This window comes from Pseudomonas sp. 15C (assembly GCF_055484735.1).
In genome coordinates this window covers 1-20991 of record NZ_JBUDGD010000030.1, presented here as the reverse complement: position 1 = coordinate 20991, position 20991 = coordinate 1, and the positions used below count along the sequence as shown (strand labels likewise).

26 protein-coding genes and 1 tRNA gene are annotated in these 20991 nt (G+C 56.9%); 17 read left to right on the top strand and 10 right to left on the bottom strand.

Annotated features, from left to right (window positions below; all coding sequences use genetic code 11):
* Positions 1-76 precede the first annotated feature (76 nt).
* From ACYYKW_RS16335 to ACYYKW_RS16320, 4 genes are all read left to right on the top strand, one after another.
* Entirely contained in the window at positions 77-424 is a 348-nt protein-coding gene (locus tag ACYYKW_RS16335; protein WP_093103154.1) for a ribonuclease E inhibitor RraB, read from the top strand.
* 485 nt (positions 425-909) lie between these two features.
* Positions 910-2319, top strand: coding sequence for a circularly permuted type 2 ATP-grasp protein (locus tag ACYYKW_RS16330; RefSeq protein WP_090282516.1), 1410 nt, complete (start codon positions 910-912; stop codon positions 2317-2319).
* 12 nt (positions 2320-2331) lie between these two features.
* Positions 2332-3282 (top strand): alpha-E domain-containing protein, encoded by a 951-nt coding sequence (locus ACYYKW_RS16325; protein WP_464990553.1) that lies wholly within the window; start codon positions 2332-2334, stop codon positions 3280-3282.
* Entirely contained in the window at positions 3279-4082 is an 804-nt protein-coding gene (locus ACYYKW_RS16320; protein ID WP_093103152.1) for a transglutaminase family protein, read from the top strand. The genes ACYYKW_RS16325 and ACYYKW_RS16320 overlap by 4 nt, the downstream gene beginning before the upstream one ends.
* A gap of 116 nt (positions 4083-4198) precedes the next feature.
* On the opposite strand, the gene ACYYKW_RS16315 is transcribed toward ACYYKW_RS16320, so the two are convergent.
* Positions 4199-5005, bottom strand: a complete 807-nt coding sequence (locus tag ACYYKW_RS16315) for a c-type cytochrome (RefSeq protein WP_464990552.1) — start codon at positions 5003-5005, stop codon at positions 4199-4201.
* Here ACYYKW_RS16315 and ACYYKW_RS16310 point away from each other — a divergent pair, their 5' ends adjacent.
* From ACYYKW_RS16310 to ACYYKW_RS16295, 4 genes are all read left to right on the top strand, one after another.
* Positions 5006-5188, top strand: a complete 183-nt coding sequence (locus tag ACYYKW_RS16310; RefSeq protein WP_464990571.1) for a hypothetical protein — start codon at positions 5006-5008, stop codon at positions 5186-5188. It abuts the gene before it with no gap.
* Positions 5189-5605: 417 nt separating this feature from the next.
* Positions 5606-6811 carry an acetyl-CoA C-acetyltransferase gene (locus tag ACYYKW_RS16305; RefSeq protein WP_336356816.1) on the top strand — a complete coding sequence of 402 codons (1206 nt, stop codon included), beginning with the start codon at positions 5606-5608 and terminating at the stop codon, positions 6809-6811.
* A 25-nt stretch (positions 6812-6836) separates the two neighbouring features.
* A complete protein-coding gene (locus tag ACYYKW_RS16300) occupies positions 6837-8981 on the top strand; it encodes a 3-hydroxyacyl-CoA dehydrogenase NAD-binding domain-containing protein (RefSeq protein WP_464990551.1) in 2145 nt (714 codons plus the stop codon).
* Between the two features lie 91 nt (positions 8982-9072).
* The gene (locus tag ACYYKW_RS16295) at positions 9073-9795 is read left to right on the top strand and encodes an amidotransferase (RefSeq protein WP_464990550.1); all 723 of its coding nucleotides are present in this window, start codon (positions 9073-9075) and stop codon (positions 9793-9795) included.
* A 119-nt stretch (positions 9796-9914) separates the two neighbouring features.
* Here the strand turns inward: ACYYKW_RS16295 and ACYYKW_RS16290 are convergent, their stop codons facing one another.
* The 3 genes from ACYYKW_RS16290 to ACYYKW_RS16280 form a co-directional block, all read right to left on the bottom strand.
* The gene (locus tag ACYYKW_RS16290) at positions 9915-10886 is read right to left on the bottom strand and encodes a magnesium and cobalt transport protein CorA (RefSeq protein WP_464990549.1); all 972 of its coding nucleotides are present in this window, start codon (positions 10884-10886) and stop codon (positions 9915-9917) included.
* Positions 10887-11018: 132 nt separating this feature from the next.
* On the bottom strand, positions 11019-11741 hold the full coding sequence (locus tag ACYYKW_RS16285; protein WP_464990548.1) for a lysophospholipid acyltransferase family protein: 723 nt from the start codon (positions 11739-11741) through the stop codon (positions 11019-11021).
* 218 nt (positions 11742-11959) lie between these two features.
* Complete coding sequence (locus ACYYKW_RS16280; protein WP_090282522.1) at positions 11960-12649, bottom strand: crotonase/enoyl-CoA hydratase family protein; 690 nt, start codon at positions 12647-12649, stop codon at positions 11960-11962.
* A 294-nt stretch (positions 12650-12943) separates the two neighbouring features.
* Here ACYYKW_RS16280 and ACYYKW_RS16275 point away from each other — a divergent pair.
* The 5 genes from ACYYKW_RS16275 to ACYYKW_RS16255 all read left to right on the top strand — a co-directional run bounded on the left by ACYYKW_RS16275 (position 12944) and on the right by ACYYKW_RS16255 (position 15830).
* Positions 12944-13033 (top strand) — tRNA-Ser (locus tag ACYYKW_RS16275).
* Positions 13034-13255: 222 nt separating this feature from the next.
* Positions 13256-13579, top strand: a complete 324-nt coding sequence (locus ACYYKW_RS16270; RefSeq protein WP_418951651.1) for a type II toxin-antitoxin system HicB family antitoxin — start codon at positions 13256-13258, stop codon at positions 13577-13579.
* A gap of 137 nt (positions 13580-13716) precedes the next feature.
* Positions 13717-14148: a LexA family protein gene (locus ACYYKW_RS16265; RefSeq protein WP_090282525.1), complete on the top strand. Its 432-nt coding sequence runs from the start codon at positions 13717-13719 to the stop codon at positions 14146-14148.
* On the top strand, positions 14135-15415 hold the full coding sequence (locus ACYYKW_RS16260) for a Y-family DNA polymerase (RefSeq protein ID WP_464990547.1): 1281 nt from the start codon (positions 14135-14137) through the stop codon (positions 15413-15415). Before ACYYKW_RS16265 ends, ACYYKW_RS16260 begins: the two co-directional genes overlap by 14 nt.
* 94 nt (positions 15416-15509) lie before the next feature.
* Positions 15510-15830 (top strand): YbjQ family protein, encoded by a 321-nt coding sequence (locus ACYYKW_RS16255; RefSeq protein ID WP_016773801.1) that lies wholly within the window; start codon positions 15510-15512, stop codon positions 15828-15830.
* Positions 15831-15885: 55 nt separating this feature from the next.
* Here the strand turns inward: ACYYKW_RS16255 and ACYYKW_RS16250 are convergent, their stop codons facing one another.
* Positions 15886-16164: a hypothetical protein gene (locus ACYYKW_RS16250; RefSeq protein ID WP_336356812.1), complete on the bottom strand. Its 279-nt coding sequence runs from the start codon at positions 16162-16164 to the stop codon at positions 15886-15888.
* 224 nt (positions 16165-16388) lie between these two features.
* On the opposite strand from ACYYKW_RS16250, the gene ACYYKW_RS16245 reads away from it, so the two are divergent.
* The 4 genes from ACYYKW_RS16245 to ACYYKW_RS16230 all read left to right on the top strand — a co-directional run bounded on the left by ACYYKW_RS16245 (position 16389) and on the right by ACYYKW_RS16230 (position 18090).
* Entirely contained in the window at positions 16389-16577 is a 189-nt protein-coding gene (locus ACYYKW_RS16245; protein WP_336356811.1) for a hypothetical protein, read from the top strand.
* A 301-nt stretch (positions 16578-16878) separates the two neighbouring features.
* Positions 16879-17250 (top strand): hypothetical protein, encoded by a 372-nt coding sequence (locus ACYYKW_RS16240; protein WP_016773803.1) that lies wholly within the window; start codon positions 16879-16881, stop codon positions 17248-17250.
* Between the two features lie 135 nt (positions 17251-17385).
* Positions 17386-17805, top strand: a complete 420-nt coding sequence (locus ACYYKW_RS16235) for a YMGG-like glycine zipper-containing protein (protein WP_090282530.1) — start codon at positions 17386-17388, stop codon at positions 17803-17805.
* 117 nt (positions 17806-17922) lie between these two features.
* Positions 17923-18090, top strand: coding sequence for a hypothetical protein (locus tag ACYYKW_RS16230; protein ID WP_172833288.1), 168 nt, complete (start codon positions 17923-17925; stop codon positions 18088-18090).
* A 68-nt stretch (positions 18091-18158) separates the two neighbouring features.
* Here ACYYKW_RS16230 and ACYYKW_RS16225 read toward each other — a convergent pair whose 3' ends face one another.
* The 5 genes from ACYYKW_RS16225 to ACYYKW_RS16205 form a co-directional block, all read right to left on the bottom strand.
* Complete coding sequence (locus ACYYKW_RS16225) at positions 18159-18533, bottom strand: hypothetical protein (protein ID WP_093103128.1); 375 nt, start codon at positions 18531-18533, stop codon at positions 18159-18161.
* A gap of 95 nt (positions 18534-18628) precedes the next feature.
* Positions 18629-19072 (bottom strand): DUF6896 domain-containing protein, encoded by a 444-nt coding sequence (locus ACYYKW_RS16220; protein ID WP_464990546.1) that lies wholly within the window; start codon positions 19070-19072, stop codon positions 18629-18631.
* 187 nt (positions 19073-19259) lie between these two features.
* Positions 19260-19673, bottom strand: a complete 414-nt coding sequence (locus tag ACYYKW_RS16215; protein WP_093103123.1) for a DUF6896 domain-containing protein — start codon at positions 19671-19673, stop codon at positions 19260-19262.
* A gap of 280 nt (positions 19674-19953) precedes the next feature.
* Positions 19954-20340 (bottom strand): hypothetical protein, encoded by a 387-nt coding sequence (locus ACYYKW_RS16210; protein ID WP_464990545.1) that lies wholly within the window; start codon positions 20338-20340, stop codon positions 19954-19956.
* A partial coding sequence (locus ACYYKW_RS16205) for an RHS repeat-associated core domain-containing protein (protein WP_464990544.1) occupies positions 20337-20991 on the bottom strand: 655 nt, incomplete at its 5' end. The genes ACYYKW_RS16210 and ACYYKW_RS16205, both read right to left, overlap by 4 nt.

Sequence of the window (20991 nt, the reverse complement as noted above, 5' to 3'; positions counted from 1 at the left end):
GTTGTCGACGTACTTAGGCCACAGGCCCGGGGCGGGAATACGGAAAGTCTATCCATCTATGCGAGGGGGACGATTCATGAGCACAGCCTATCAAGAAGACATCAGCAGCAATGTTCTGCGCCGCATGAAAGAAGGCGGTTTCGATTTTTCAAGATTTCATCCCATCGAGTTCTACGCCATTTTCCCGGACGAGGAGCGGGCGCGCAGGGCGGCAGGCAACTATCGCGGTGAATCCATCAATGCCCAGGTCAGCGCGCGGGACGACGGCGCCTGGTCGCTGGAACTCAGCAAGGTCATGTACGCGACTTATGACGATATCGGTGATTTCGAGCAGGGCTTTTCCGCCGTGGTCGAACCGCTGGGCGGCATCATCGAGGGCTGGGGCGTCAAGCAGGAGGTGCGCAACCGCCACCGTTTGAACTGATCGCTTGCAAGACTTGTTGAGCAACGGCTGACCTTTGGGTCGGCCGTTGTAGTTTGTGCCCTGCGCAAACGCTGTGGCAAAACCCTGAAACAAGAATCCGAGGCAAAAAAAAGCCACCGGAGAGGGTGGCTAAAAGGGAAGAGCGATACGCGACTGAATCCCTTGAGGGCTACAGCGGGCGGGCTGCCGGAGCAGTCCAGGTCAGTTGAGCGGGCGACTTCGCGAGGCTGTTGACGGCGAAGTTTTGCAGCGAATGCGCGGATTATCCGTACGCCGCGCCGGGCAGTGAAATCAGTTCTGACTATGCTGGTGATAGGCGTTGCAATGCGTCGCAATGAAGCGGGGGCAATCCTGTTGGAGCATTTGTCGCACAGGAATGGTGCGGTGTCTGCGATGTGAATATCCAACCGATTGAAATCAAAGCGTTTATGCCGATGGCACGGGCCTTGCGAAGGCCTGTATGTCCGGGTGACAAGGAGTACGGCATGATCCGCACCTATTTTGATGAGATGTACGATGCCGGCGGCCAGGTTCGCCCGCATTATCGCGAGTTCGCCCGATGGCTGGCCGATACGCCGGATGAACTGCTGGCGCAACGACGGCGAGAAGCCGATCTGCTGTTCCATCGCGCCGGGATTACCTTCACGCTCTATGGTGACGAGCAGGGCACCGAGCGCCTGATTCCTTTCGACACCATCCCGCGCAGCATTCCTGCCAGCGAATGGCGGATCGTCGAGCGCGGCTGCATTCAGCGGGTCAAGGCGCTGAACATGTTTCTCGCCGACCTGTACCACGAGCAGCGCATCATCAAGGCCGGGATCATTCCCGCCGAACAGGTACTGGCCAACGAGCAATACCAGTTGGCGATGCAAGGCCTGGATCTGCACCGCGATATCTATTCGCACATTTCCGGCGTCGATCTGGTGCGCGACGGCGACGGCACCTATTACGTGCTCGAGGACAATCTGCGTACGCCGAGCGGCGTGAGCTACATGCTCGAAGACCGCAAGATGATGATGCGCCTGTTTCCCGAGCTGTTTTCGGCCCAGCGCATCGCGCCGATCGATCATTACCCGAATTTGTTGCTCGACACCCTGAAAAGCTCAAGCCCGATCGACGACCCGAGCGTGGTGGTGCTGACGCCAGGGCGCTTCAACAGCGCGTTTTTCGAGCATGCGTTTCTGGCGCGGGAAATGGGCGTGGAACTGGTCGAGGGCGCGGATCTGTTCGTGCGTGACGACAAGGTGTTCATGCGTACCACCGATGGCCCGAAAGCGGTCGACGTGATCTATCGACGCCTTGATGACGCCTTTCTCGATCCGCTGGCTTTCAATCCGGATTCGATGCTTGGCGTGCCGGGGCTGCTGTCGTCCTACCGCTCCGGCAATGTCGTGCTCGCCAACGCGATCGGCACTGGCGTCGCGGATGACAAGTCGGTGTATCCGTTTGTCACCGACATGATCCGTTTCTACCTCGATGAAGAACCGATCCTGAAAAACGTACCGACCTGGCAATGCCGCAACCCGTCTGAACTGTCCCACGTGCTGGCCAATCTTCCAGATCTGGTGGTCAAGGAAACCCAGGGCTCCGGCGGTTACGGAATGCTTGTGGGGCCGGCCGCGACGACGGCGGAAATCGATGCCTTTCGCGAGCGTATCAAAGCCAAGCCGCATGCGTACATCGCCCAACCGACGCTGTCGCTCTCGACCTGTCCGACCTTTGTCGAAAACGGCATCGCGCCGCGCCATATCGATTTGCGCCCGTTTGTCTTGTCCGGGCGCGAAACCCGGGTGGTGCCCGGCGGTTTGACCCGTGTCGCCCTGCGCGAGGGCTCCCTGGTGGTGAATTCCTCTCAGGGTGGCGGAACCAAGGACACCTGGGTGGTCGAGGATTGAAGGAAGCTTGCCATGTTAAGTAGAACTGCCTCGGATCTGTACTGGATGTCGCGTTATCTGGAGCGCGCGGAAAACCTCGCGCGCATGCTCGACATCAGTTATTCACTGTCGTTGATGCCGCAGGACGGCCGCGGCGACGGTTTGCACGAACTGGCGATGCCGCTACTGATCACCGGCACCCTCGATGATTATCTGGAGCGTCACGGCGCGCTGCATGCCGAACGCCTGCTGCACTTTTTCGCCCTCGACGCGGCCAACCCGGCCAGCATCTACAGTTGCCTCGGCGCCGCACGGGCCAGCGCTCATGCGGTGCGCGGACGGATCACGGCGGACATGTGGGAAAACATCAACGCGACCTGGCTGGAAATTCGCGGGATCGCGGAACTAGGCCTGAGCCGCTATGGCATGAGCCGTTTCTGCGAATGGATCAAGGAGCGTTCGCACCTGTTTCGCGGCGCGTCCTACGGCACGATCATGCGCAACGACGCGTTTCGCTTCATTCGTCTGGGTACGTTCATCGAGCGCGCGGACAACACGCTGCGCTTGCTCGATGCGCGTTATGAAATGGCTGGCGATCAGGCCGAAGCCGTCAGCGACGGCACCGCGCACGCGTATTACCAGTGGAGTGCCTTGCTGCGTGCGCTGTCGTCCTTCGAGGCCTACACCGAAATCTATCGTGATGCGCCCGGCGCCCGACATGTCGCCGAATTGCTGCTGTTGCGCGCCGATGTGCCGCGATCGCTGCGAGCCTGCACCGAAGAGATCGACCAGATCCTCGCGCAGCTGCCCGGTGCCAACGGGCGACCGGCGCAACGTCTGGCTGCGGAGATGGATGCGCGCCTGCGTTACACCGGCATCAATGAAATCCTCGAGGAAGGCCTGCACGCCTGGCTGACCGAATTCATCCCGCTGGTGCGCCAGCTGGGCAACGCCATCCACAGTTCCTACCTGGAGGCTGCATGAGACTCTCCATTAGCCACGAGACCACCTATCACTACGAAGATCAGGTGCGCGCGAGCATCCAGTACCTGCGTCTGACACCCCATGACAGCGAACGTCAGCATGTGCTGAGCTGGCAGCTCGATCTGCCGCGTCCGGTGCGTGCGCAACTCGATCCGTTCGGCAATATCCTCCACGTGCTGACCATGGATGAACCGCACGAAGCGATCATCATCGGGGCGCGCGGGCAGGTCGATATCGACGAACTGCGCGAGGCCGAGCACGAGAGCCAGTCGGCGCTGCCATTCCTGCGCTTCACCCGCCTGACCGAGGCGGACGAGGCGCTGCGCGCATTCGCGGAAAAATCCTGCAAGCAGCGCCGTGATCGCACCGCGCTGATCGACTTGATGCAGGGCTTGAATCAGTACATGACCTATACGCCGGGTTCGACCGAAGTCGACACCAGCGCCGCCGAAGCGTTTGCCGGCCGCGCCGGTGTTTGCCAGGACCATACCCACGCGTTTCTGGCCTGTGCCCGTAGTTTGGGGATTCCGTCACGCTATGTGTCGGGCTATCTGTACAGCGAGGATTGCGAGCATCTGGCCAGCCACGCCTGGGCGGAAGCCTGGCTGGATGACGCCTGGTACAGCTTCGACGTGACCAATCAACTGGCGCGGCCCGAGCGGCACCTGAAACTGGCGGTGGGTCTGGATTATCTGGATGCCTGCCCGGTACGCGGCATGCGCCGTGGCGGCGGGTGTGAGCAGATGCATGCGAAGGTGCTGGTATCGCCGACGCCGGTCATTTCCGTACAGCAACAATAAGGCTTACAGATAACCCCTGTAGGAGTGAGCCTGCTCGCGATAGCGATATGTCAGACACATCAATGCTGACTGACATTCCGCTATCGCGAGCAGGCTCACTCCTACAAGGAATGGCGTCAGGGCTTAACCTTGCGTCCAGCCATGTGCTTTAGATACCCCACCAGCATCTCCAGCTCCCCATCCGGCAACACCGTTGCAGAGAACCCCGGCATCTTCGCCTGCGGCCACTGACGCAAGCTCTGCGGATCGCGGATGTAACGCTTGAGGAAGTCCGCGCCGAAGTATTCGGTCGGGTTGTACGGAATATTCAGATCCGGCCCGAATTGCGCATCCCCCGCGCCGTTCAAACGGTGACAGGCCAGACAATTTTTCTGAAACAGCGCGAAACCCTGATTCACCGGATCATCCGCCTTCAGTGCCGGGTCAGGCAGCAGGGCAGGGAAGCGCTCGGCCACGGGAGCCATGCGCTTGATGCTCGCCACTTCGAATGGCCATTGTTCGGGGCTGATAGGGCCTTTCTGCGGATCGCTCCAGACCAGATAGAACGGCCCGGCACTGTGTTTGCCTTCTCCTAGCGGTGGCCATGGCTGTGCCGGGTCTTCGATGGCCAGCCACGCTCGCGCGCCGTCACGGTTGAGCAGCGGTGCTGCCGCCAACTCAGCGGCAAAGCCGTCCAGCGCCACCGCTTGCAGATGGTCCTGCGGCTTGATGCCGGTCAGCAACGCAGCCATGGGCACGACGCGATAGGTCATGTCCCTTTTGTAGGACACATCATCTTTGATCGTCAGGGTTTGCACTTGAGGATGCTTGAGCAGTTCCTCGGTCTGCCAGGTGCGCGCGGTGGCGCCCAACTGCAGATCAAGCTGAGCGGCTGACAAGGGCGTGCTGAGCAGCAGCGCCCCGAACACAATGAGCGCTTTCAAATGAACGCCATCCCTGTCGTGGAAAGGCGCAAAGATTGGCACAGCCGCACGGGCCCGGATAGCGGGCCAGTCATCTATTCGCTGGCGATTGATCGCATCCGCCGCTTGATTCAGCCAATGACCTTGGTCAGATTCGGCAAAATCAACAACAGCGTCGTGGCAAAAAGAATGAGCCCTGCTTGACGTACTTTCGGTTGTTTGAACATGGCTTGACCGCCTTTATTGTTATTTCCTGATGCCTGCCTGCATATCCATGACGGCACGCGCTGCACTTCCTGTTGAAGAACGCTGGCCTCGGCAAAACCCGACGACCATGACGTACATCTTCTACATTAGGGCTCACACGGACCGTGGCTTAGATCCATTTCATATGTCTTTGCTGCGATCTGCGATTAAAATGCTATGAGGCGTATTGCCAGCTTCTTGTTTGGCCGCTGGCTAGACAACTCGGCGACCTGAACCGGTTCACCTGATGGCCGATGACCGTCCGTCTGAGCATGTGCGTCAAGCGCTTTGAGCGCTGTGGTCATTGAATCCTTGGGCGTTGCGGCCGAGAGTGAGGCAACAACTATTCACTCACCGCACAGGTTCGAGGACGCCATGACCGAAGCTTTGATATTCGATGCGTTACGCACGCCCCGCGGCAGGGGCAAGGCCGACGGTGCCTTGCACAGTGTCAAACCAGTGAATCTGGTCGCCGGACTGTTGACCGCATTGCAGCAACGCACCGCGCTCGACACCAGCCAGGTCGATGATGTGGTGCTGGGCTGCGTCACGCCAGTTGGCGATCAAGGCGCGGACATCGCCAAAACCGCCGTGCAGGTCGCCGATTGGGACGTCAGCGTGGCGGGGCTGCAAATCAACCGTTTCTGCGCTTCGGGTCTGGAAGCGGTCAATCTTGGCGCGATGAAAGTGCGTTCGGGTTTCGAAGAGTTGGTGGTCGTCGGTGGCGTCGAGTCCATGTCTCGAGTGCCGATGGGCAGCGATGGCGGCGCCTGGGCGCTGGACCCGCAAACCAACCTGCACAGCCATTTCACCCCGCAAGGCGTCGGCGCGGATCTGATCGCCACACTTGAGGGCTTCAGCCGTCACGACGTCGATGCCTATGCGCTGCATTCGCAGCAAAAAGCCGCGCGGGCACGGGCCGATGGCTCGTTCAACAAATCACTGGTGCCGGTGCAGGATCAGAACGGCATCGTTCTGCTTGACCATGATGAGTTCATTCGCGCCGAATCGACGCTGGAAGGTCTTGGCAAGCTCAAGCCGAGTTTCGAAATGATTGGCCAGATGGGTTTCGACGCCACCGCGCTGCGGGTGTACAGTCATGTCGAGCGGATCGATCATGTGCACACGCCGGGCAACAGCTCCGGAATCGTTGACGGAGCCGCGCTGATGCTGATCGGCTCCGAAGCCAAGGGCAAAGCGCTGGGCCTGCAACCTCGCGCGCGGATCGTCGCCACGGCAGTGACCAGTACCGACCCGACCATCATGCTCACCGGCCCTGCACCGGCCACCCGCAAGGCATTGGCGAAGGCCGGGCTGCGCGTCGAAGACATTGACCTGTTCGAGGTCAACGAAGCGTTTGCCTCGGTGGTGCTCAAATTCATCAAGGACATGGCCGTCGATCCGCACAAGGTCAACGTCAACGGCGGCTCGATTGCCATGGGCCATCCGCTCGGTGCCACCGGCTGCGCGATTCTCGGCACCTTGCTCGATGAGCTGGAGGCGCGGCGCTTGCGATATGGCCTGGCGACGCTGTGTGTCGGCGGCGGCATGGGCATTGCCACCATCATCGAACGCCTCTGAGCCCTCGCATTCAAGGAACCGTGTCATGAACCAAGCCATTCGTTACGAAGCGGGCCCGGACGGCATCGTCGTGCTGACCATCGACTTGCCGGGCCAGAGCGCCAACACCATGAACGCCGTGTACCGCGAGGCCATGGCCGCCTGCGTCGCTCGGCTGGTCGCGGAAAAGGATCAGATTGCCGGGGTGATCATTACCTCGGCGAAGAAAACCTTCTTCGCCGGCGGCGACCTCAACGAGCTGATCAAGGTCGGCAAGCCCGAAGCCAAAGCCTTTTACGACATGGTGCTAACGCTGAAAGGACAGTTGCGCACCCTGGAAACCCTAGGCAAACCGGCGGTCGCAGCGATCAACGGCGCGGCGCTGGGTGGTGGTTGGGAAATCTGTCTGGCCTGCCACTACCGGGTCGCGCTCGACGATGCGTCGGTGCAGCTTGGTCTGCCGGAAGTGACCCTTGGCCTGCTGCCGGGTGGCGGCGGCGTGGTGCGCATGGTGCGCATGCTCGGCATCGAAAAAGCCCTGCCGTATCTGCTCGAAGGCAACAAAGTCCGTGCGCAACAAGCCTTGCAGGCCGGGTTGATCGATGAATTGGCGGCGGACCGAGACGAGCTGCTGGCCAAGGCTCGCGCCTGGATCGTCGCCAATCCAACGGCGGTGCAGCGCTGGGATGTGAAGGGTTACCAGATTCCCGATGGTACGCCGTCGAACCCGAAAGTTGCGCAGATGCTGGCGATTGCGCCGTCGATCCTGCGCACGAAAACCCAGGGCACGTTGCCTGCGCCGGAGAAAATTCTCTGCGCGGCGGTGGAGGGCGCGCAGGTCGATTTCGATACCGCGCATTTGATCGAAAGCCGTTATTTCACCGAACTGACCACCGGACAGATCTCGAAAAACCTGATCGGTACGTTCTGGTTTCAACTCAATGAGATCAATGCCGGCGGTTCACGGCCGCAAGGCTTTGTTCCTTACAAGACGCAGAAAGTCGGTGTGCTCGGCGCAGGGATGATGGGCGCCGGCATCGCTTTCGTCAGTGCGTCGGCGGGCATCGACGTAGTGCTCAAGGACATCAATCTCGCCGCCGCCGAGAAGGGCAAGGCGCATTCGGCGGCGTTGCTCGACAAGAAAGTCGCCCGTGGCCAGATGGACGCGGCAAAGCGTGACGCAGTACTGGCGCGGATTCAGACCACTGACAATGATGCCGATCTGGCTGGTTGCGACCTGATCATCGAAGCGGTGTTTGAAGATCGCGAACTCAAGGCGCGGGTGTCTTCAGCGGCGCAGCGTGTCGTGGGGCAGGATGCGGTGATCGCTTCCAATACCTCAACCCTGCCCATTACCGGGCTGGCCGCTGCTGTGCCTGATCCGGGCAAATTCATCGGTCTGCATTTCTTCAGCCCGGTGGAAAAAATGCCGCTGGTGGAAATCATCAAAGGCGCACACACCAGCGCTGAAACCCTGGCGCGTGGTTTCGATTTCGTCCTGCAGATCAAGAAAACCCCGATCGTGGTCAACGACAGCCGCGGCTTCTTCACCTCGCGGGTATTCGGCACCTTTACCAACGAAGGCATCGCCATGCTCGGCGAGGGCGTGAGCGCGCCGATGATTGAGACCGAAGCGCGCAAGGCCGGCATGCCGGTCGGGCCTCTCGCGATCTCCGACGAAGTTTCCCTCAGCCTGATGAGCCATATCCGCCAGCAAACTGCCAAGGACCTACAGGCTGAAGGGAAACCGCTGACCGAGCATCCGGCCTTCGCCGTGATTGACTTGCTGCTCAACGAGTACAAGCGAGCGGGCAAAGCGGCCGGCGGCGGTTTTTATGAATACCCGGCCGGTGCGCAGAAGCATCTCTGGCCAGAACTGAAGGCGCGTTTCGAGAAGGCCGACGGGCAGATTCCTGCAAAGGATGTGCGTGATCGGCTGTTATTCGTGCAAGCTCTGGAAACGGTGCGCTGTGTGGAGGAGGGGGTGTTGACCTCGACGGCGGACGCCAACGTCGGCTCGATTTTCGGCATCGGTTTCGCCGCGTGGACCGGCGGCGCGCTGCAGTTCATCAACCAATATGGCGTGAAGGATTTCGTCGCCCGTGCGCAATACCTGGCCGAGCAGTACGGCGAGCGCTTTGCGCCGCCGGCACTGTTGCTGGACAAAGCGGCGAAAGGTGAACTGTTCTAGGACACGGGAGCACTGCGGGGCTTGCCTTGGCCGGGTGTTTCAGGGCAGGCTCTGGGTGTGCAATATTCCCATCACGTGTCAGGTATTTTTTATGTCGCTACGCATCTGCATTCTGGAAACCGACATCCTGCGTCCGGAACTGGTCGACCAATATCAGGGTTACGGGCAGATGTTTCAGCGCCTGTTCTCGCAGCAACCGATTGCCGCCGAGTTCACCGTCTACAACGTGATGCAGGGCGACTACCCAAGCGATGAGCTGAGCTTCGATGCGTATCTGGTCACCGGCAGCAAGGCCGATTCGTTCGGCACCGATCCCTGGATCCAGACCCTCAAGCAATACCTGCTCAACCGCTACCAGCGTGGCGACAAGCTGCTGGGCGTGTGCTTCGGCCATCAACTGCTGGCATTGTTGCTGGGCGGCAAAAGCGAGCGCGCCACCCAAGGCTGGGGCGTCGGCACGCATCAATACAAACTGGCGGCCAAGGCACCGTGGATGAGCCCGGTGCGCGAAGAACTGACGCTGCTGATCAGCCACCAGGATCAGGTCACCGCGCTACCGGAAAACGCCACGGTGATCGCGTCCAGCGAATTCTGCCCGTTCGCCGCGTATCACATCAACGATCAGGTGCTGTGCTTCCAGGGGCACCCGGAATTCATTCACGATTATTCGCGGGCACTGCTCGATTTGCGTCAGGAAGCGCTGGGTTCGCAGATCTACAGTCAAGGCGTGGCGAGCCTTGAGCAAGAGCACCACGGCGCGACGGTCGCGGAATGGATGATGCGTTTCGTCGCGCACAAGCCGGAAACCGTCTGACATCAAGCAACATCGCCAGCAGGCTGGCTCCCACAGGGGGCTGCGTCGCTACGCAAATCCCATGTGGGAGCACAGCTAGCTAGCCCTGCTAGCGATTCGCCCGGCCAACCCGGTCTGTCTCACAACCACCCAGACCGCTTGAAACTCCTCCACAACCCCACACACCCCACCGTAATAAACCCCAACACCGCAAAATAGCCGTAGTGCCAGGTCAACTCCGGCATGTTCTCGAAGTTCATCCCGTAAATCCCCGCCACTGCCGTCGGGAACGCCAGAATCGCAGCCCACGCGGCGAACTTGCGCTGCACCACACTCTGCCGTGACGCCTCGAGCAACACGCCAATCTCGATGGTCTGGCTGGCGATGTCGGCCAGCGTGCTGAGATCCTCCATCTGCCGCGTGACATGAATCTGCACGTCACGAAAGTACGGGCGCATGTTCTTGTCGATAAACGGGAAGCTCAGCTTTTGCAGCTCCTCGCCAATTTCCACCATCGGCGCTGCATATCGGCGCAGGCGCACGACATCACGGCGCAAGCCATGCAGCTTTTGAATGTCACGCTCGTTCAACGCGCTACACAAGACGTTGCGCTCCAGCTCATCGATCTCGGCGTGAATCGCTTCGCCCACCGGCTGGTAATTCTCGATGACAAAATCGAGCAAGGCATACAGGACGAAATCTTCGCCGTGTTCCAGCAGCAGGGGCCGTGCCTCACAGCGCTGACGGACATGCGCATAGGAGGCCGAATGGCCGTTGCGCGCGGTGATGATGTAGCCCTTGCCGGCGAAGATATGCGTCTCGATGAACTGCAGAACGCCATGTTCACGCACCGGTGAGTAGGTGACGATAAACAAAGCATCGCCAAAGGTTTCCAGTTTCGGCCGGCTGTGTTTTTCCAGGGCGTCTTCGATAGCCAGTTCGTGCAGGTTGAACTGACGTTGCAGATTGAACAGTTCCTGAGCGTCCGGTTCTTCGAGACCGATCCAGACAAAGTGGCCGGATTTTGCCGCCCAGGCCGCGCCTTCGTCGATGGAAATATCGCTAACTTTCTTGCCTTCGCTGTACACCGCAGCAGCAACAACTCGACCCATGGTGGTGATTCACTTCTTCTTGGCAGGTGGCAGGGATTCACGGCATCAGCTTAGCCGTGTCGCTGCTTGAGAGTCAGTGAAATCTGCACAGTTCAGCCGGCAAAAGAAAACCCGCACAGGGCGGGTTTGGTTTCACGCGGCTTGCAGTTGCCGATCCATCGATTCGATGCACTCGCGCATTTGTTCGCGGCACTGATCGATCAGCCTGGGCATGTCGTCCATGGTCAGGCCGGCGGTAGGAATCGCCGGCAACGAGCGGATGAGAATGTCGCCGCTGCGCCAGCGATCGAGGCGCATCTGTTTAACGTAACTGCTGACACACACCGGCACGATCGGCACGCCGGCGGCGATGGCCATCTGGAACGCGCCCTTCTTGAATGGCAGCAGTTCTTCACCCAGATTGCGCGTGCCTTCGGGAAACACCCAGATCGAGGTGTCCTCGTTCTGCAAGGTATGAGTGGTGGTGAGCATCGACTGGCGCGCCTTGTGCGCGTTGCCACGGTCGATCAGCACATTGCCGGCCAGCCAGAACAACTGCCCGAACAGCGGCACCCACTTCAGGCTCTTCTTGCCGATGCACACGGTACGCCGCGGCACGACATTGCCGAACACGAACAGATCATAGTTGGATTGATGGTTGGCGATGATCACGCAGCTGTCGGGCTTGTTCATCAGGCCGTTGACCTCGGTCTTAACCCGCAGGCGCAAAATGCACATTGCCGGCAGTGCGTAGAGGCGGGCACAGAGGCGACTGTTGTCGGGATTGAACGGACGGCAAAGTCCGAGAATCACACCGAGCACACCAGCCAGAATAAAGTGCAGGCCCATCAACAACATACGAAACAAGAACAGCATTTTCAGGCCCATCGGGACAAAAGGTGGCGCAGTGTACGGATGTGCACTGTTTTCGGCAATTGCCACTATAGAGTGCGGAGATAGGCGATGTTTAAGCGCATGTTTCAGTGGTGGCTGTCAGGCGCGTCCTAGAGCCACTCGGAAATATTCAACAACGGGCGTAAGAAAAAGCCCGACACGACGGTCGGGCTTTTCTTGTGCTCTGCATTCGCCGAGGGTCAGCCCAGATGCTGCTGATCCATCGCGATGGCGTTATCGAGAGTTTCCAGCAGCGCCTTGCGGACTTTCAGCTTGGTGTTCTTGTGCGCCGTCATGTTGATCTTCTTCAACTGACGCGCGGCGGCGAGGGCCGCCCCTTGCAACTCCTCGGCCGAGACCACCTTGTCGAGGAAACCAGCGTCGACCGCGCTTTGCGGATCGAACATCTCGCCGTTGATCACCGAACGGTGGAATGCCGAGCGACGCAGGCGATCACGCGCCAGCTCAATACCCGCATGGTGCATGGTCATGCCGATCTGCACTTCGTTCAGACCAATACTGAACGGGCCATCGACGCCAATCCGGTAATCGGCCGACAACAGAATGAACGCGCCTTTCGCCACCGCATGCCCTGGGCAAGCGACGATGACCGGGAACGGGTGAGCGAGCAGGCGACGCGCCAATGTCGAACCGGCCGTCACCAGCGACACCGCTTCCTTCGGCCCGGCGGTCATGACTTTCAGATCATAACCACCCGACAAAATACCCGGCTGCCCGGTGATGATCACCACGGCCCGATCAGCTACCGCCTGATCCAGCGCCGCGTTGAACGCCGCAATCACATCCGGCGAGATGGCGTTGACCTTGCCGTTGTTCAGGGTCAGGGTCGCGATACCGTCTTCGAGGTGGTAGGCAATCAGCTCACTCATGACGCTATTCCTTATTAGAAAGATGGGCAGACGTTACCCACCGCCGCAGGCCAGGTAAAGCGCCGTGACTGACCCGGCAGTCACCGATTCCCGTCTCTACCTGCGCAACGAGGCGTTTGCTTCTATAAGGAAGCACGGAGCCCACCGGAGATTGGCCGGTTTGGCATGGCCTGCTGATAGCCGGAAATGTTTTCTCGCTTAACCGCATGAAAATTCTGAAAAAAAATTTGCCATCGCAAAAGCTTTCGACTACATTAGCGCGCCTCGACAGACAGAACATGTTTGAAGAGATACGGTGAAGTGTCCGAGTGGCTTAAGGAGCACGCCTGGAAAGTGTGTATACAGGAAACTGTATCGAGAGTTCGAATCTCTCCTTCACCGCCACATTCAGTAAACACAAACCCCTGATTTTCCTGGAGAAAATCGGGGGTTTGTGGTTTTTGGTGTCTGGAAAAAGGCGACACTTAGCACCTACCAGTTAAGAGCAGAAGCCGTACCTCCTTACTCAACTCACAGATTTTTCCTACAACTCCGATCCGACGCACCCGATATTCTCATTGCGGTGCCAAACAGGGCGCGAGCCAGCAGGAGTCTTCTTTGAGTGTTATGAACCACAACGGCTACGCCGCCCGAATCGAATACAGTGACGAAGACGGCCTCTTTGTCGGCCATATCGCCGGTATCAAAGACGTCGTTGGATTCCATGGTGAGTCGGTCGCAGAACTACGACACGCGTTTCAGGAGGCCGTCACTGATTACGTCGAAACCTGCGCCAAGCTCGGTCGTGCGCCGCAAAAGCCCTATTCGGGAAATCTAAGCCTGCGTCTGGCTCCAGCCCTGCACGCGTCCGTTGCCGTAAAAGCACAGCTGGCGCACAAGAGCATCAATCAATGGGTGGCAGACGTTCTTGATCGTGAAGCGCACGCCTGATGGCAAAATCCGTCCTTCCCCAAAAGTTATACAAAACCCTGTCACCCGTCGAAATCTCCTACACACCTCATTGACCAACCTCAGCGCCCCGCGTTTACTGTATACGCATACAGTAAACTCACTATCAGGTTCGTCACATGAGCGTCACCCTCCTTGGTTCCCTTGCCGACGCCGGCGAAAAGCTTCCGCTGTATTCGTTTCAGATTCCTGCGGGTTTTCCTTCGCCGGCGGCCGATCACATCGAAAAGCACATTTCCCTCGATGAGGTTTTCGAGATTCGTGCGCCGCACGTTTATCTGGCGAAGATCGAAGGGGAGAGCATGCGCGATGCCGGGATATTTTGCGGCGATCTGGTGATTGTCGATCGCAGCCGCACTGCTGAGCATGGCGATATCGTTATCGCTGGGCTCAACTCCGAGCCGGTCTGCAAGCGCCTGCACCTGCGCGACAACACTATTATCTTGCTGTCGGCCAACAGTAAGTACCCGCCGCGCTATGTGATGGAGGGCGACGAGCTGGTTATCTGGGGCGTGGTGACCTACAGCGTGCGCGATCATGGCAAATCGTGACCAGGTCTTTGCGCTGATCGATTGCAATAGCTTCTACGCAAGCTGCGAGCGGGTCTTCCGACCTGATCTGGCGAAGACGCCGATCGTGGTGCTGAGCAATAACGACGGCTGCGTTATTGCGCGTAGTTACGACGCCAAACCTTTTGTGAAAATGGGCGCGCCGTACTTTCAGATTCGCGATGATCTGCGCCGCCACGGCATCCAGGTGTTCAGCAGTAACTACGCGCTGTATGGCGACATGAGCGAACGGGTGATGACGATCATCGAGTCCATGGTGCCCGCCGTCGAGGTGTACAGCATCGATGAAGCCTTCGCTGATCTCAGTGGCATTCCTGGCGATCTGACGGCGTTTGGCAGGTCCATTCGTTCTGCCGTGTTCAAACGCACCGGTATCCCGGTCGGCGTCGGCATCGCGCCGACGAAGACGCTGGCCAAGCTCGCCAACCACACCGCAAAACGCTTGCAGGCGCACACCGGCGGCGTTGTCGATATTTGCGACCCGGTCAAACGTGACTGGGTGCTGCGCAACACCGACGTGGGTGACGTGTGGGGCGTCGGTCGGCGGATGAAGGCTCATCTCGAAAGCATGCAGATCAGAAGCGCGATGGACCTGGCGAAGGCCGATCCGTGGACATTGCGGCGCAAGTTCAGCGTGGTGATCGAGAAGACCGCGCGCGAACTCTGTGGGACATCGTGTCTGGAACTGTCGGAAACGGAGCCGCCGAAGCAGGAAATCTGCAGCAGCCGCATGTTTGGCAAACGCCTGACCACAATCGAACCGATCAAGGAAGCGGTGGCGACCTATGTGCATCGCGCGGCAGAAAAGCTGCGTGCACAGAACTCGTTATGCAAGAAGATTCGCGTGAGCATTCGTACCGGCATGTTCAATCCGGAGGAGGCCAAGTACGCCAATTCCGCGCTGATCGAGCTGCCTTACCCCACGAACGACGTGCGCTTGCTGTGCACGGCGGCGAGCGAAGCGATTGACCAGTTGTTCAGGCCGGGCTTCAAGTACAGCAAGGCAGAGGTGTTGTTGATGGACCTGCGTCAGCCCGGAGAATTTACCCAGGACCTGTTTGCTGACGCACAACCGCAGGCGGCGGAGAAGGTGATGGGCGTTCTCGATCGGATCAATCAGCGCTGGGGTAGCGGGACGCTGCGCGCGGCAAGCGTGCCGGCGGATCCGGCCTGGGGGATGCGGCGGGAAATGATGAGTTCGAGTTTTACGACGAGGATCGATCAGTTGTGGGTGGTTAAATGCAATTGAGGCCACAAGGATCCTGGTTTGGTGTCGTTGCTTCAATCGAGTAGATCGGCCTTACAATCGCGGCTTTCACTTTTGCAATAAAAGGACTTTTCTCATGATCATTTCCACCACTCATTCCGTCGAGGGGCGACAAATCACAGCCTATCTGGACATTGTCAGCGCCGAGTCTGTGCAAGGCGTCAACGTTATCCGCGATATGTTCGCGGGCATGCGCGACTTCTTTGGCGGGCGGTCGCAGACCTTGGAACGAGCGTTAAAGGAAGCTCGCATTCAGGCAACCGATGAACTCAAGGATCGTGCGCGGGCATTGCAGGCTGACGCCGTGGTGGGCGTGGATTTTGAGATCAGCATGCCGGCAGGCAAGGGTGGCATGGTGGTGGTGTTTGTCACCGGAACGGCGGTGAAGCTGCGCTGATCATCGCCGTCAGGGCCAAGCCCATTCACATAAGGAATGGGCTTGGCCGCGTCGATCAGCCTTGAGGCTTGAGAATCACCGTACCTTTTGAGTCATAGGTCAGCGGTGTATCAATGGCGACAAGAGGCGGTGAGCCGTCAGGTTGAGCCGATGGGGCTGGCTCGCTGGGGTGATAGACGACGCCCGGCTGCAAGAGCGGTTTATCCGGGTATTTGATGGTGATCTCGCCCGAGGCGATCTTTTCCTTGAGTTTTTCCGCAGCGGCTTTGCCGGCTGCGATCTGCTCGTCCGTGAGTTTGACGACTGGCATGTTCGGGAATCCGTTGATCTGCATGATCTCTCCTTGAGATTCATTTGTAGGAATCAGGGCAACGGCCGTTTAAAGAAAATCTTTAGGGGATGATCGCTGTCGTCATAACGCTTGATCCACTCGTCGGTGATCAGCATTGTTGAACGGCAAGTCCAGTAGTGACCGACTAGTCTCAAAAGCGCTGAGGGTCGATTTTTTCAGGCAAAACTGTTTTGCCGGTATCGGCCCGGTTATGCAGGGGAGAGGCTATGACAGGTCCGTATGTCGAAGACGATGGCGCTGAGTTTTCCTTCAACAACTGTGTGCGCTGCGGTCAGTCGGAGTATCAGTCGGGTTTTGGCGAAGATCCGGTGAGCATTGGCAAAATCAAATCTGTGGTCCCCAAAGGGCCCAAGGCGAAGTTTCTGCCCAAGATCACGGCAAGGACCCGAAAGTGATTTTGCCCCGTAACCCCGTCATCGAACGGGGTTTTTTACGAGCGCAGAAATGTGCCCATGGCGTTGACATAAATGTGGGTTTTTTTTCACAAACTTTTCACGTTGGTCAACGTAGGGTGAAGCCATCCGTTAGAAAGCAAGTCTCCAGCCCGTCTCCCCAGCGGGCTTTTTTTTGCCTGGCATAAAACCTTTTCTCTGATCGCGGTCCAAACGACGCTATCGCGTGCGTCTGGACTTTCCCGCGCCGAGCGCATTAAATCCCGGCCCTTCTTGTTCATCCCGTTTATTTGAGGTTTTTGTCATGCGTTTAACACTGCCTGCTCTGGTTCTTGGCCTTCTGGTTGCTCAAGGGGCAATGGCTGCCGGCGACGGCACCGCTGCGCTGGGCGGTGGCCTGGGTGGCGCGCTGGGTAACGTAGTCGGTCAGAAAATGGGCGGCAGCACGGGTGCGGCAATCGGCGCTGGCGTCGCGGGCGCAGCGGGCAGCGCAGTCGCCGCACGCAAGGGCAGCCGCACCAAAGCGGCGATCGGCGGCGGTGTCGGTGCAGCCGGTGGTTCGGTGATCGGCAATAGCCTGGGCGGCCGGAACGGTGCCACTATTGGCGCAGGTCTGGGTGGTGCCGCCGGCGGCGCAGTGGGCAGCAACCTGGGCAAAGGTCACAAGCGCCACTGAGCCTGCTGGCTGGTCAGAAGAAGCCCGACTTGATGTCGGGCTTTTTCATGGCTGAACGTTTCGCCAGAAATCATCTCCAATCTGCATACGCCCCGCTTGGGCGGAACGTCCCGATTCGGGAACTGCGAGGTTCAAATGCGATTGTCATTATCTGCACTGTTTTTCGGTTTGTTCGTGGCGCAGGGCGCAATGGCGGCCGGAGACGGCAGCGCTGCCGTGGGCGGTGGTCTCGGCGGTGTGCTGGGTAATGTGGTTGGCGGACAACTCGGCGGCAGCACGGGCGCAGCGGTCGGCGCGGGTGTTGGCGGCGCGGCCGGCAGCGCTGTCGGCGCGGACAAACGCAATCGCACCGAGGCCGCGATTGGTGGCGGTCTTGGCGCCGCAGGCGGCTCGGTCGTCGGCAACAGCCTCGGCGGTTCTACCGGCTCTGCTATTGGCGCCGGTTTAGGCGGCGCAGCGGGCGGTGCGGTCGGTAACAACCTTGGCGACGACGACGGTGGTTCTCATTCCGGCGGCCATAAGCACAAGAACAAACACAAAAATAAACATCGCTGATTGATCAACGGAAACCTGGCCTGGCGCCGGGTTTTTCGTGTCTGGCAGTTGGAAAGAGGAACGATTGGCGGCAGGGCGTTTCGAACGTCATACATCCACGCGATCAAGAGGTTCGCCATGACTCCTGAAACCGAAGGCAAAGAAGAGAAGGGCCCGAATGGACAGCCGTTTATCAATGATCCGGGGAACGAGGATCCGGGGTCGTTGATGGATGATGCGACGGTGCCGTTGAATGATTCGGATGAGGCGGATATGGAGTATGAAGAGGATGGGGATGAGCAGTGAGGGGATGTTAAGAGTTTGAGTTATGGTTTAAGGGCCTGACTCAGCAGGCCCTTCAGAAAATCAGCTCTTCAGAACGAGACGTCGATTCTTTGTGCTCTGATTTTTACATACTGACCATTGAGGTGCGGAAAATCGAAGTGGATATCTTGATCCGCAAATTCGACGAACGACTTGAGCGTGTCGCCTTCTAAGCGCCCGTGGATCTCGCATGAGAAACCGTCGTCAAGCATCTCGACACGTGTTTCGCTGCCATCACATTTTGAGATGTCTATTTCGTCCGGCAACACCATTTCGAACTCGGCTGAGTAGGTCTCACCTACTTCGATGACTGACGGGCAGTGGCCTGCGAAACATCTCACAGTCACACCGTTGACGCTGAGCAGTAGCATTTCCTCAATGATTGGGTCGATTTCGACAATATGCGCGGGATATTTCTTAGTCATCTGCGAGCCATGCTGTTCTTTCTTTCAGAGATTGAAATGATCAGTGAGGTTTTTAACAATTGAACTTTGGCATAAACGCCAGAGACAGCAGGTGCTTAAGTCTCGTTTTCAGAGTTTTCAGGCGGGGCGATTAGTACATAGAGGTCATCGGAGGGCGACATTTTTTCGATTCTGCCTGAAGCTATATAAGACTTGAACTCATTCTCAAGAAAGTTTCTGTCAGTGTATTTTTTGTACTCTTCAGGCCTGTCGGTGGCGTACATATAAATACGCCACACGTCAAAGCCGTCGGTCCTGTTATTTGGGCCGTAATCGAAATCTACTAACTCTGTGGGAAAGTGGATGGCACAGCCTACACCGTGCAACTCATACTCAACGCTATCGTTAATTCCCCCGCAGCGCTCTATTTGGCCACTTCGCCAGAGTCTAAGAATGTTTTTTGTACCAAATTTTTTCTGTAGAAGCGTTGTTCCTTTCTCAACTTTGCTGAGGAAGTCTTTTATCAAATCTTCTAAAGACTTATCATTATTGTTACTCATGGTCTTTTATGATTATCCAGTCGATCGGTATCGAGTCTTTTCGGCTGACATGTTTCGTTCGCTCTTGTCTCAAAAATAGTTTTGCCAATATTTCTAATGATTTTTATGTTGCGAAGTTTGGTGTTTGTCTCGTAGGCAGATGCGGAAGTCGGCATGATTATATGTGTTTTATTTTTTTCGGTTTCTTTCAGGTGGCCAATATATATAAGTTGCTAACGAAAGAGATTTTCTTAATCTTTTTTTGAGTTATATGTTCGGCGAATTCTTTTTTGATTGTTTCTTTGTCGCAATATTTTCTATATTTAGATGGTCTTTCACAGGCAAAAATGTATAAACGCCAAATGTCAAACCCATTGATTTCACCATTAGGTCCATAGTCAAAATCTACGGTTCCTGTCGATAGATTGATACGGCAGCCAATGCCGTGCAATTCATATTTAACGCCTCGAGTGACTCTTCCGCGACGCTTTATCGCCTTGGTATGCCAAAGCCTTCGAATGTCTCGAGTGCCAAATTTTTTTTCAAGTAGCAGCGTGCTTGTCTCTACCATAGAAATAAAGTCATGTATCAGAGTATCCAAAGTTTCATTTTGTTCACTCATCCTTTTCTCCGGGTTTAAAAAATATCTAGTCCAATGATTTGATTAGCTAGCTGGATTGCATTTTTTTGTTTAAAAAATGCTTCGTGCTCTGTGGGGGTGGTAATAGTTTTTAGCCTTGGTGATATTGCTCTTGGTCTTGCTCATGTGTTTCTTTTACACTGCCGATCTATTTCTAGAAAGCGTCTTTACGTAGTGTTGGTTAAGGCTCGGCTTGCGTCTTTCTTAAAATTTATATGGGCGCCATTTGTCAATTTTGTCGTGAAAATTATATCTTTCTCCCCTAAGACCCTATCCACTGTAAGAAAAATTCTCTCTGTAGTTCAGGTGAGTTTGTTAGGTTTTCATTTTCGTAGTCAAATATCGATACCACGTCTTTCAGTGATGGTTCTGCTCCATTTGTCAATTCATAAGCTTTTAATCCAAGAGACATTTGTGATGACAAGCTCGAGGGGTGAACATTCAACTTTGAGCCTTTGCAAAAGAAAGTTACTAGAGGGTTGTCCTTGCGGATTAAGCCGAAGCAGTGATAAAAATTTTTGCCGGTGTATGTTTTTGGCGATAATCCGTCCAGGCTTAGAGTTATGCTCATTTTCTCGCTGTCGCAAATCAAAACTACATCTTTGATTGTATGTTCTTTTTCTACGATAATTTTGAACTCCGAAATCATTTGTCAATTTTCCTATATGGATTCGGGATGGAGTAACCAAAGTCACGCCCATCATCAATAATTATCGTGGCGCCTAGAATATCTTCATTTTTGATAACTTTTGGAACGGCGAATTCCTGTTCTCGGGAAAATTTGTACCGGTTTCCTAATTCTTGCTTCAAATCATAACCCTCGACTCTCTTCAAGGTATAAAGAAACCCGGTTTTTGTAAAAAAGCTGGTAGCAAACTCTTTTCCCACGTCTCTAGAGGGGGAGGTGCTGATATAGCCGCTTGGAGGAAAATCGCTATCAATGGAGTGGAGGAATAAGTCCTCGCTGTCTCCCTTGCTTTTGAATCCGTTCACAAAAACATCGGACGGGTCTCTTGAGTCTCCTCGGTACAGGTATTCCTGCTTTTTCTTAGGCGTTGGTGCATCAGGCTCCCCCTCATCAACCTTAACCCCAGCAATCCCACCCGGCACCTCACAACCCGGCGTTCCCGGCGGCGGGCAGTTGGAGTTCAACCCCAACGGATCCACCCACCCCGTCGGATTCGGCACGTACTGGTACTGATTCAACCCACCGGCCAACTTGATCGGATCCGGTGTCAGGTACCGCCCCAGCCTCGGGTCGTAATACCGGTGGCGGTTGTAATGCAAACCGCTTTCCGCA

What these genes read in the sequence shown, in the direction of transcription:
- ACYYKW_RS16335 (WP_093103154.1), top strand. Translation starts at nt 77, where the DNA reads ATGAGCACAGCCTATCAAGAAGACATCAGCAGCAATGTTCTGCGCCGC.
- ACYYKW_RS16330 (WP_090282516.1), top strand. Translation starts at nt 910, where the DNA reads ATGATCCGCACCTATTTTGATGAGATGTACGATGCCGGCGGCCAGGTT.
- ACYYKW_RS16325 (WP_464990553.1), top strand. Translation starts at nt 2,332, where the DNA reads ATGTTAAGTAGAACTGCCTCGGATCTGTACTGGATGTCGCGTTATCTG.
- ACYYKW_RS16320 (WP_093103152.1), top strand. Translation starts at nt 3,279, where the DNA reads ATGAGACTCTCCATTAGCCACGAGACCACCTATCACTACGAAGATCAG.
- ACYYKW_RS16310 (WP_464990571.1), top strand. Translation starts at nt 5,006, where the DNA reads ATGAACGCCATCCCTGTCGTGGAAAGGCGCAAAGATTGGCACAGCCGC.
- ACYYKW_RS16305 (WP_336356816.1), top strand. Translation starts at nt 5,606, where the DNA reads ATGACCGAAGCTTTGATATTCGATGCGTTACGCACGCCCCGCGGCAGG.
- ACYYKW_RS16300 (WP_464990551.1), top strand. Translation starts at nt 6,837, where the DNA reads ATGAACCAAGCCATTCGTTACGAAGCGGGCCCGGACGGCATCGTCGTG.
- ACYYKW_RS16295 (WP_464990550.1), top strand. Translation starts at nt 9,073, where the DNA reads ATGTCGCTACGCATCTGCATTCTGGAAACCGACATCCTGCGTCCGGAA.
- ACYYKW_RS16290 (WP_464990549.1), bottom strand. Translation starts at nt 10,886, where the DNA reads ATGGGTCGAGTTGTTGCTGCTGCGGTGTACAGCGAAGGCAAGAAAGTT.
- ACYYKW_RS16285 (WP_464990548.1), bottom strand. Translation starts at nt 11,741, where the DNA reads ATGCTGTTCTTGTTTCGTATGTTGTTGATGGGCCTGCACTTTATTCTG.
- ACYYKW_RS16280 (WP_090282522.1), bottom strand. Translation starts at nt 12,649, where the DNA reads ATGAGTGAGCTGATTGCCTACCACCTCGAAGACGGTATCGCGACCCTG.
- ACYYKW_RS16270 (WP_418951651.1), top strand. Translation starts at nt 13,256, where the DNA reads ATGAACCACAACGGCTACGCCGCCCGAATCGAATACAGTGACGAAGAC.
- ACYYKW_RS16265 (WP_090282525.1), top strand. Translation starts at nt 13,717, where the DNA reads ATGAGCGTCACCCTCCTTGGTTCCCTTGCCGACGCCGGCGAAAAGCTT.
- ACYYKW_RS16260 (WP_464990547.1), top strand. Translation starts at nt 14,135, where the DNA reads ATGGCAAATCGTGACCAGGTCTTTGCGCTGATCGATTGCAATAGCTTC.
- ACYYKW_RS16255 (WP_016773801.1), top strand. Translation starts at nt 15,510, where the DNA reads ATGATCATTTCCACCACTCATTCCGTCGAGGGGCGACAAATCACAGCC.
- ACYYKW_RS16250 (WP_336356812.1), bottom strand. Translation starts at nt 16,164, where the DNA reads ATGCAGATCAACGGATTCCCGAACATGCCAGTCGTCAAACTCACGGAC.
- ACYYKW_RS16245 (WP_336356811.1), top strand. Translation starts at nt 16,389, where the DNA reads ATGACAGGTCCGTATGTCGAAGACGATGGCGCTGAGTTTTCCTTCAAC.
- ACYYKW_RS16240 (WP_016773803.1), top strand. Translation starts at nt 16,879, where the DNA reads ATGCGTTTAACACTGCCTGCTCTGGTTCTTGGCCTTCTGGTTGCTCAA.
- ACYYKW_RS16235 (WP_090282530.1), top strand. Translation starts at nt 17,386, where the DNA reads ATGCGATTGTCATTATCTGCACTGTTTTTCGGTTTGTTCGTGGCGCAG.
- ACYYKW_RS16230 (WP_172833288.1), top strand. Translation starts at nt 17,923, where the DNA reads ATGACTCCTGAAACCGAAGGCAAAGAAGAGAAGGGCCCGAATGGACAG.
- ACYYKW_RS16225 (WP_093103128.1), bottom strand. Translation starts at nt 18,533, where the DNA reads ATGACTAAGAAATATCCCGCGCATATTGTCGAAATCGACCCAATCATT.
- ACYYKW_RS16220 (WP_464990546.1), bottom strand. Translation starts at nt 19,072, where the DNA reads ATGAGTAACAATAATGATAAGTCTTTAGAAGATTTGATAAAAGACTTC.
- ACYYKW_RS16215 (WP_093103123.1), bottom strand. Translation starts at nt 19,673, where the DNA reads ATGAGTGAACAAAATGAAACTTTGGATACTCTGATACATGACTTTATT.
- ACYYKW_RS16210 (WP_464990545.1), bottom strand. Translation starts at nt 20,340, where the DNA reads ATGATTTCGGAGTTCAAAATTATCGTAGAAAAAGAACATACAATCAAA.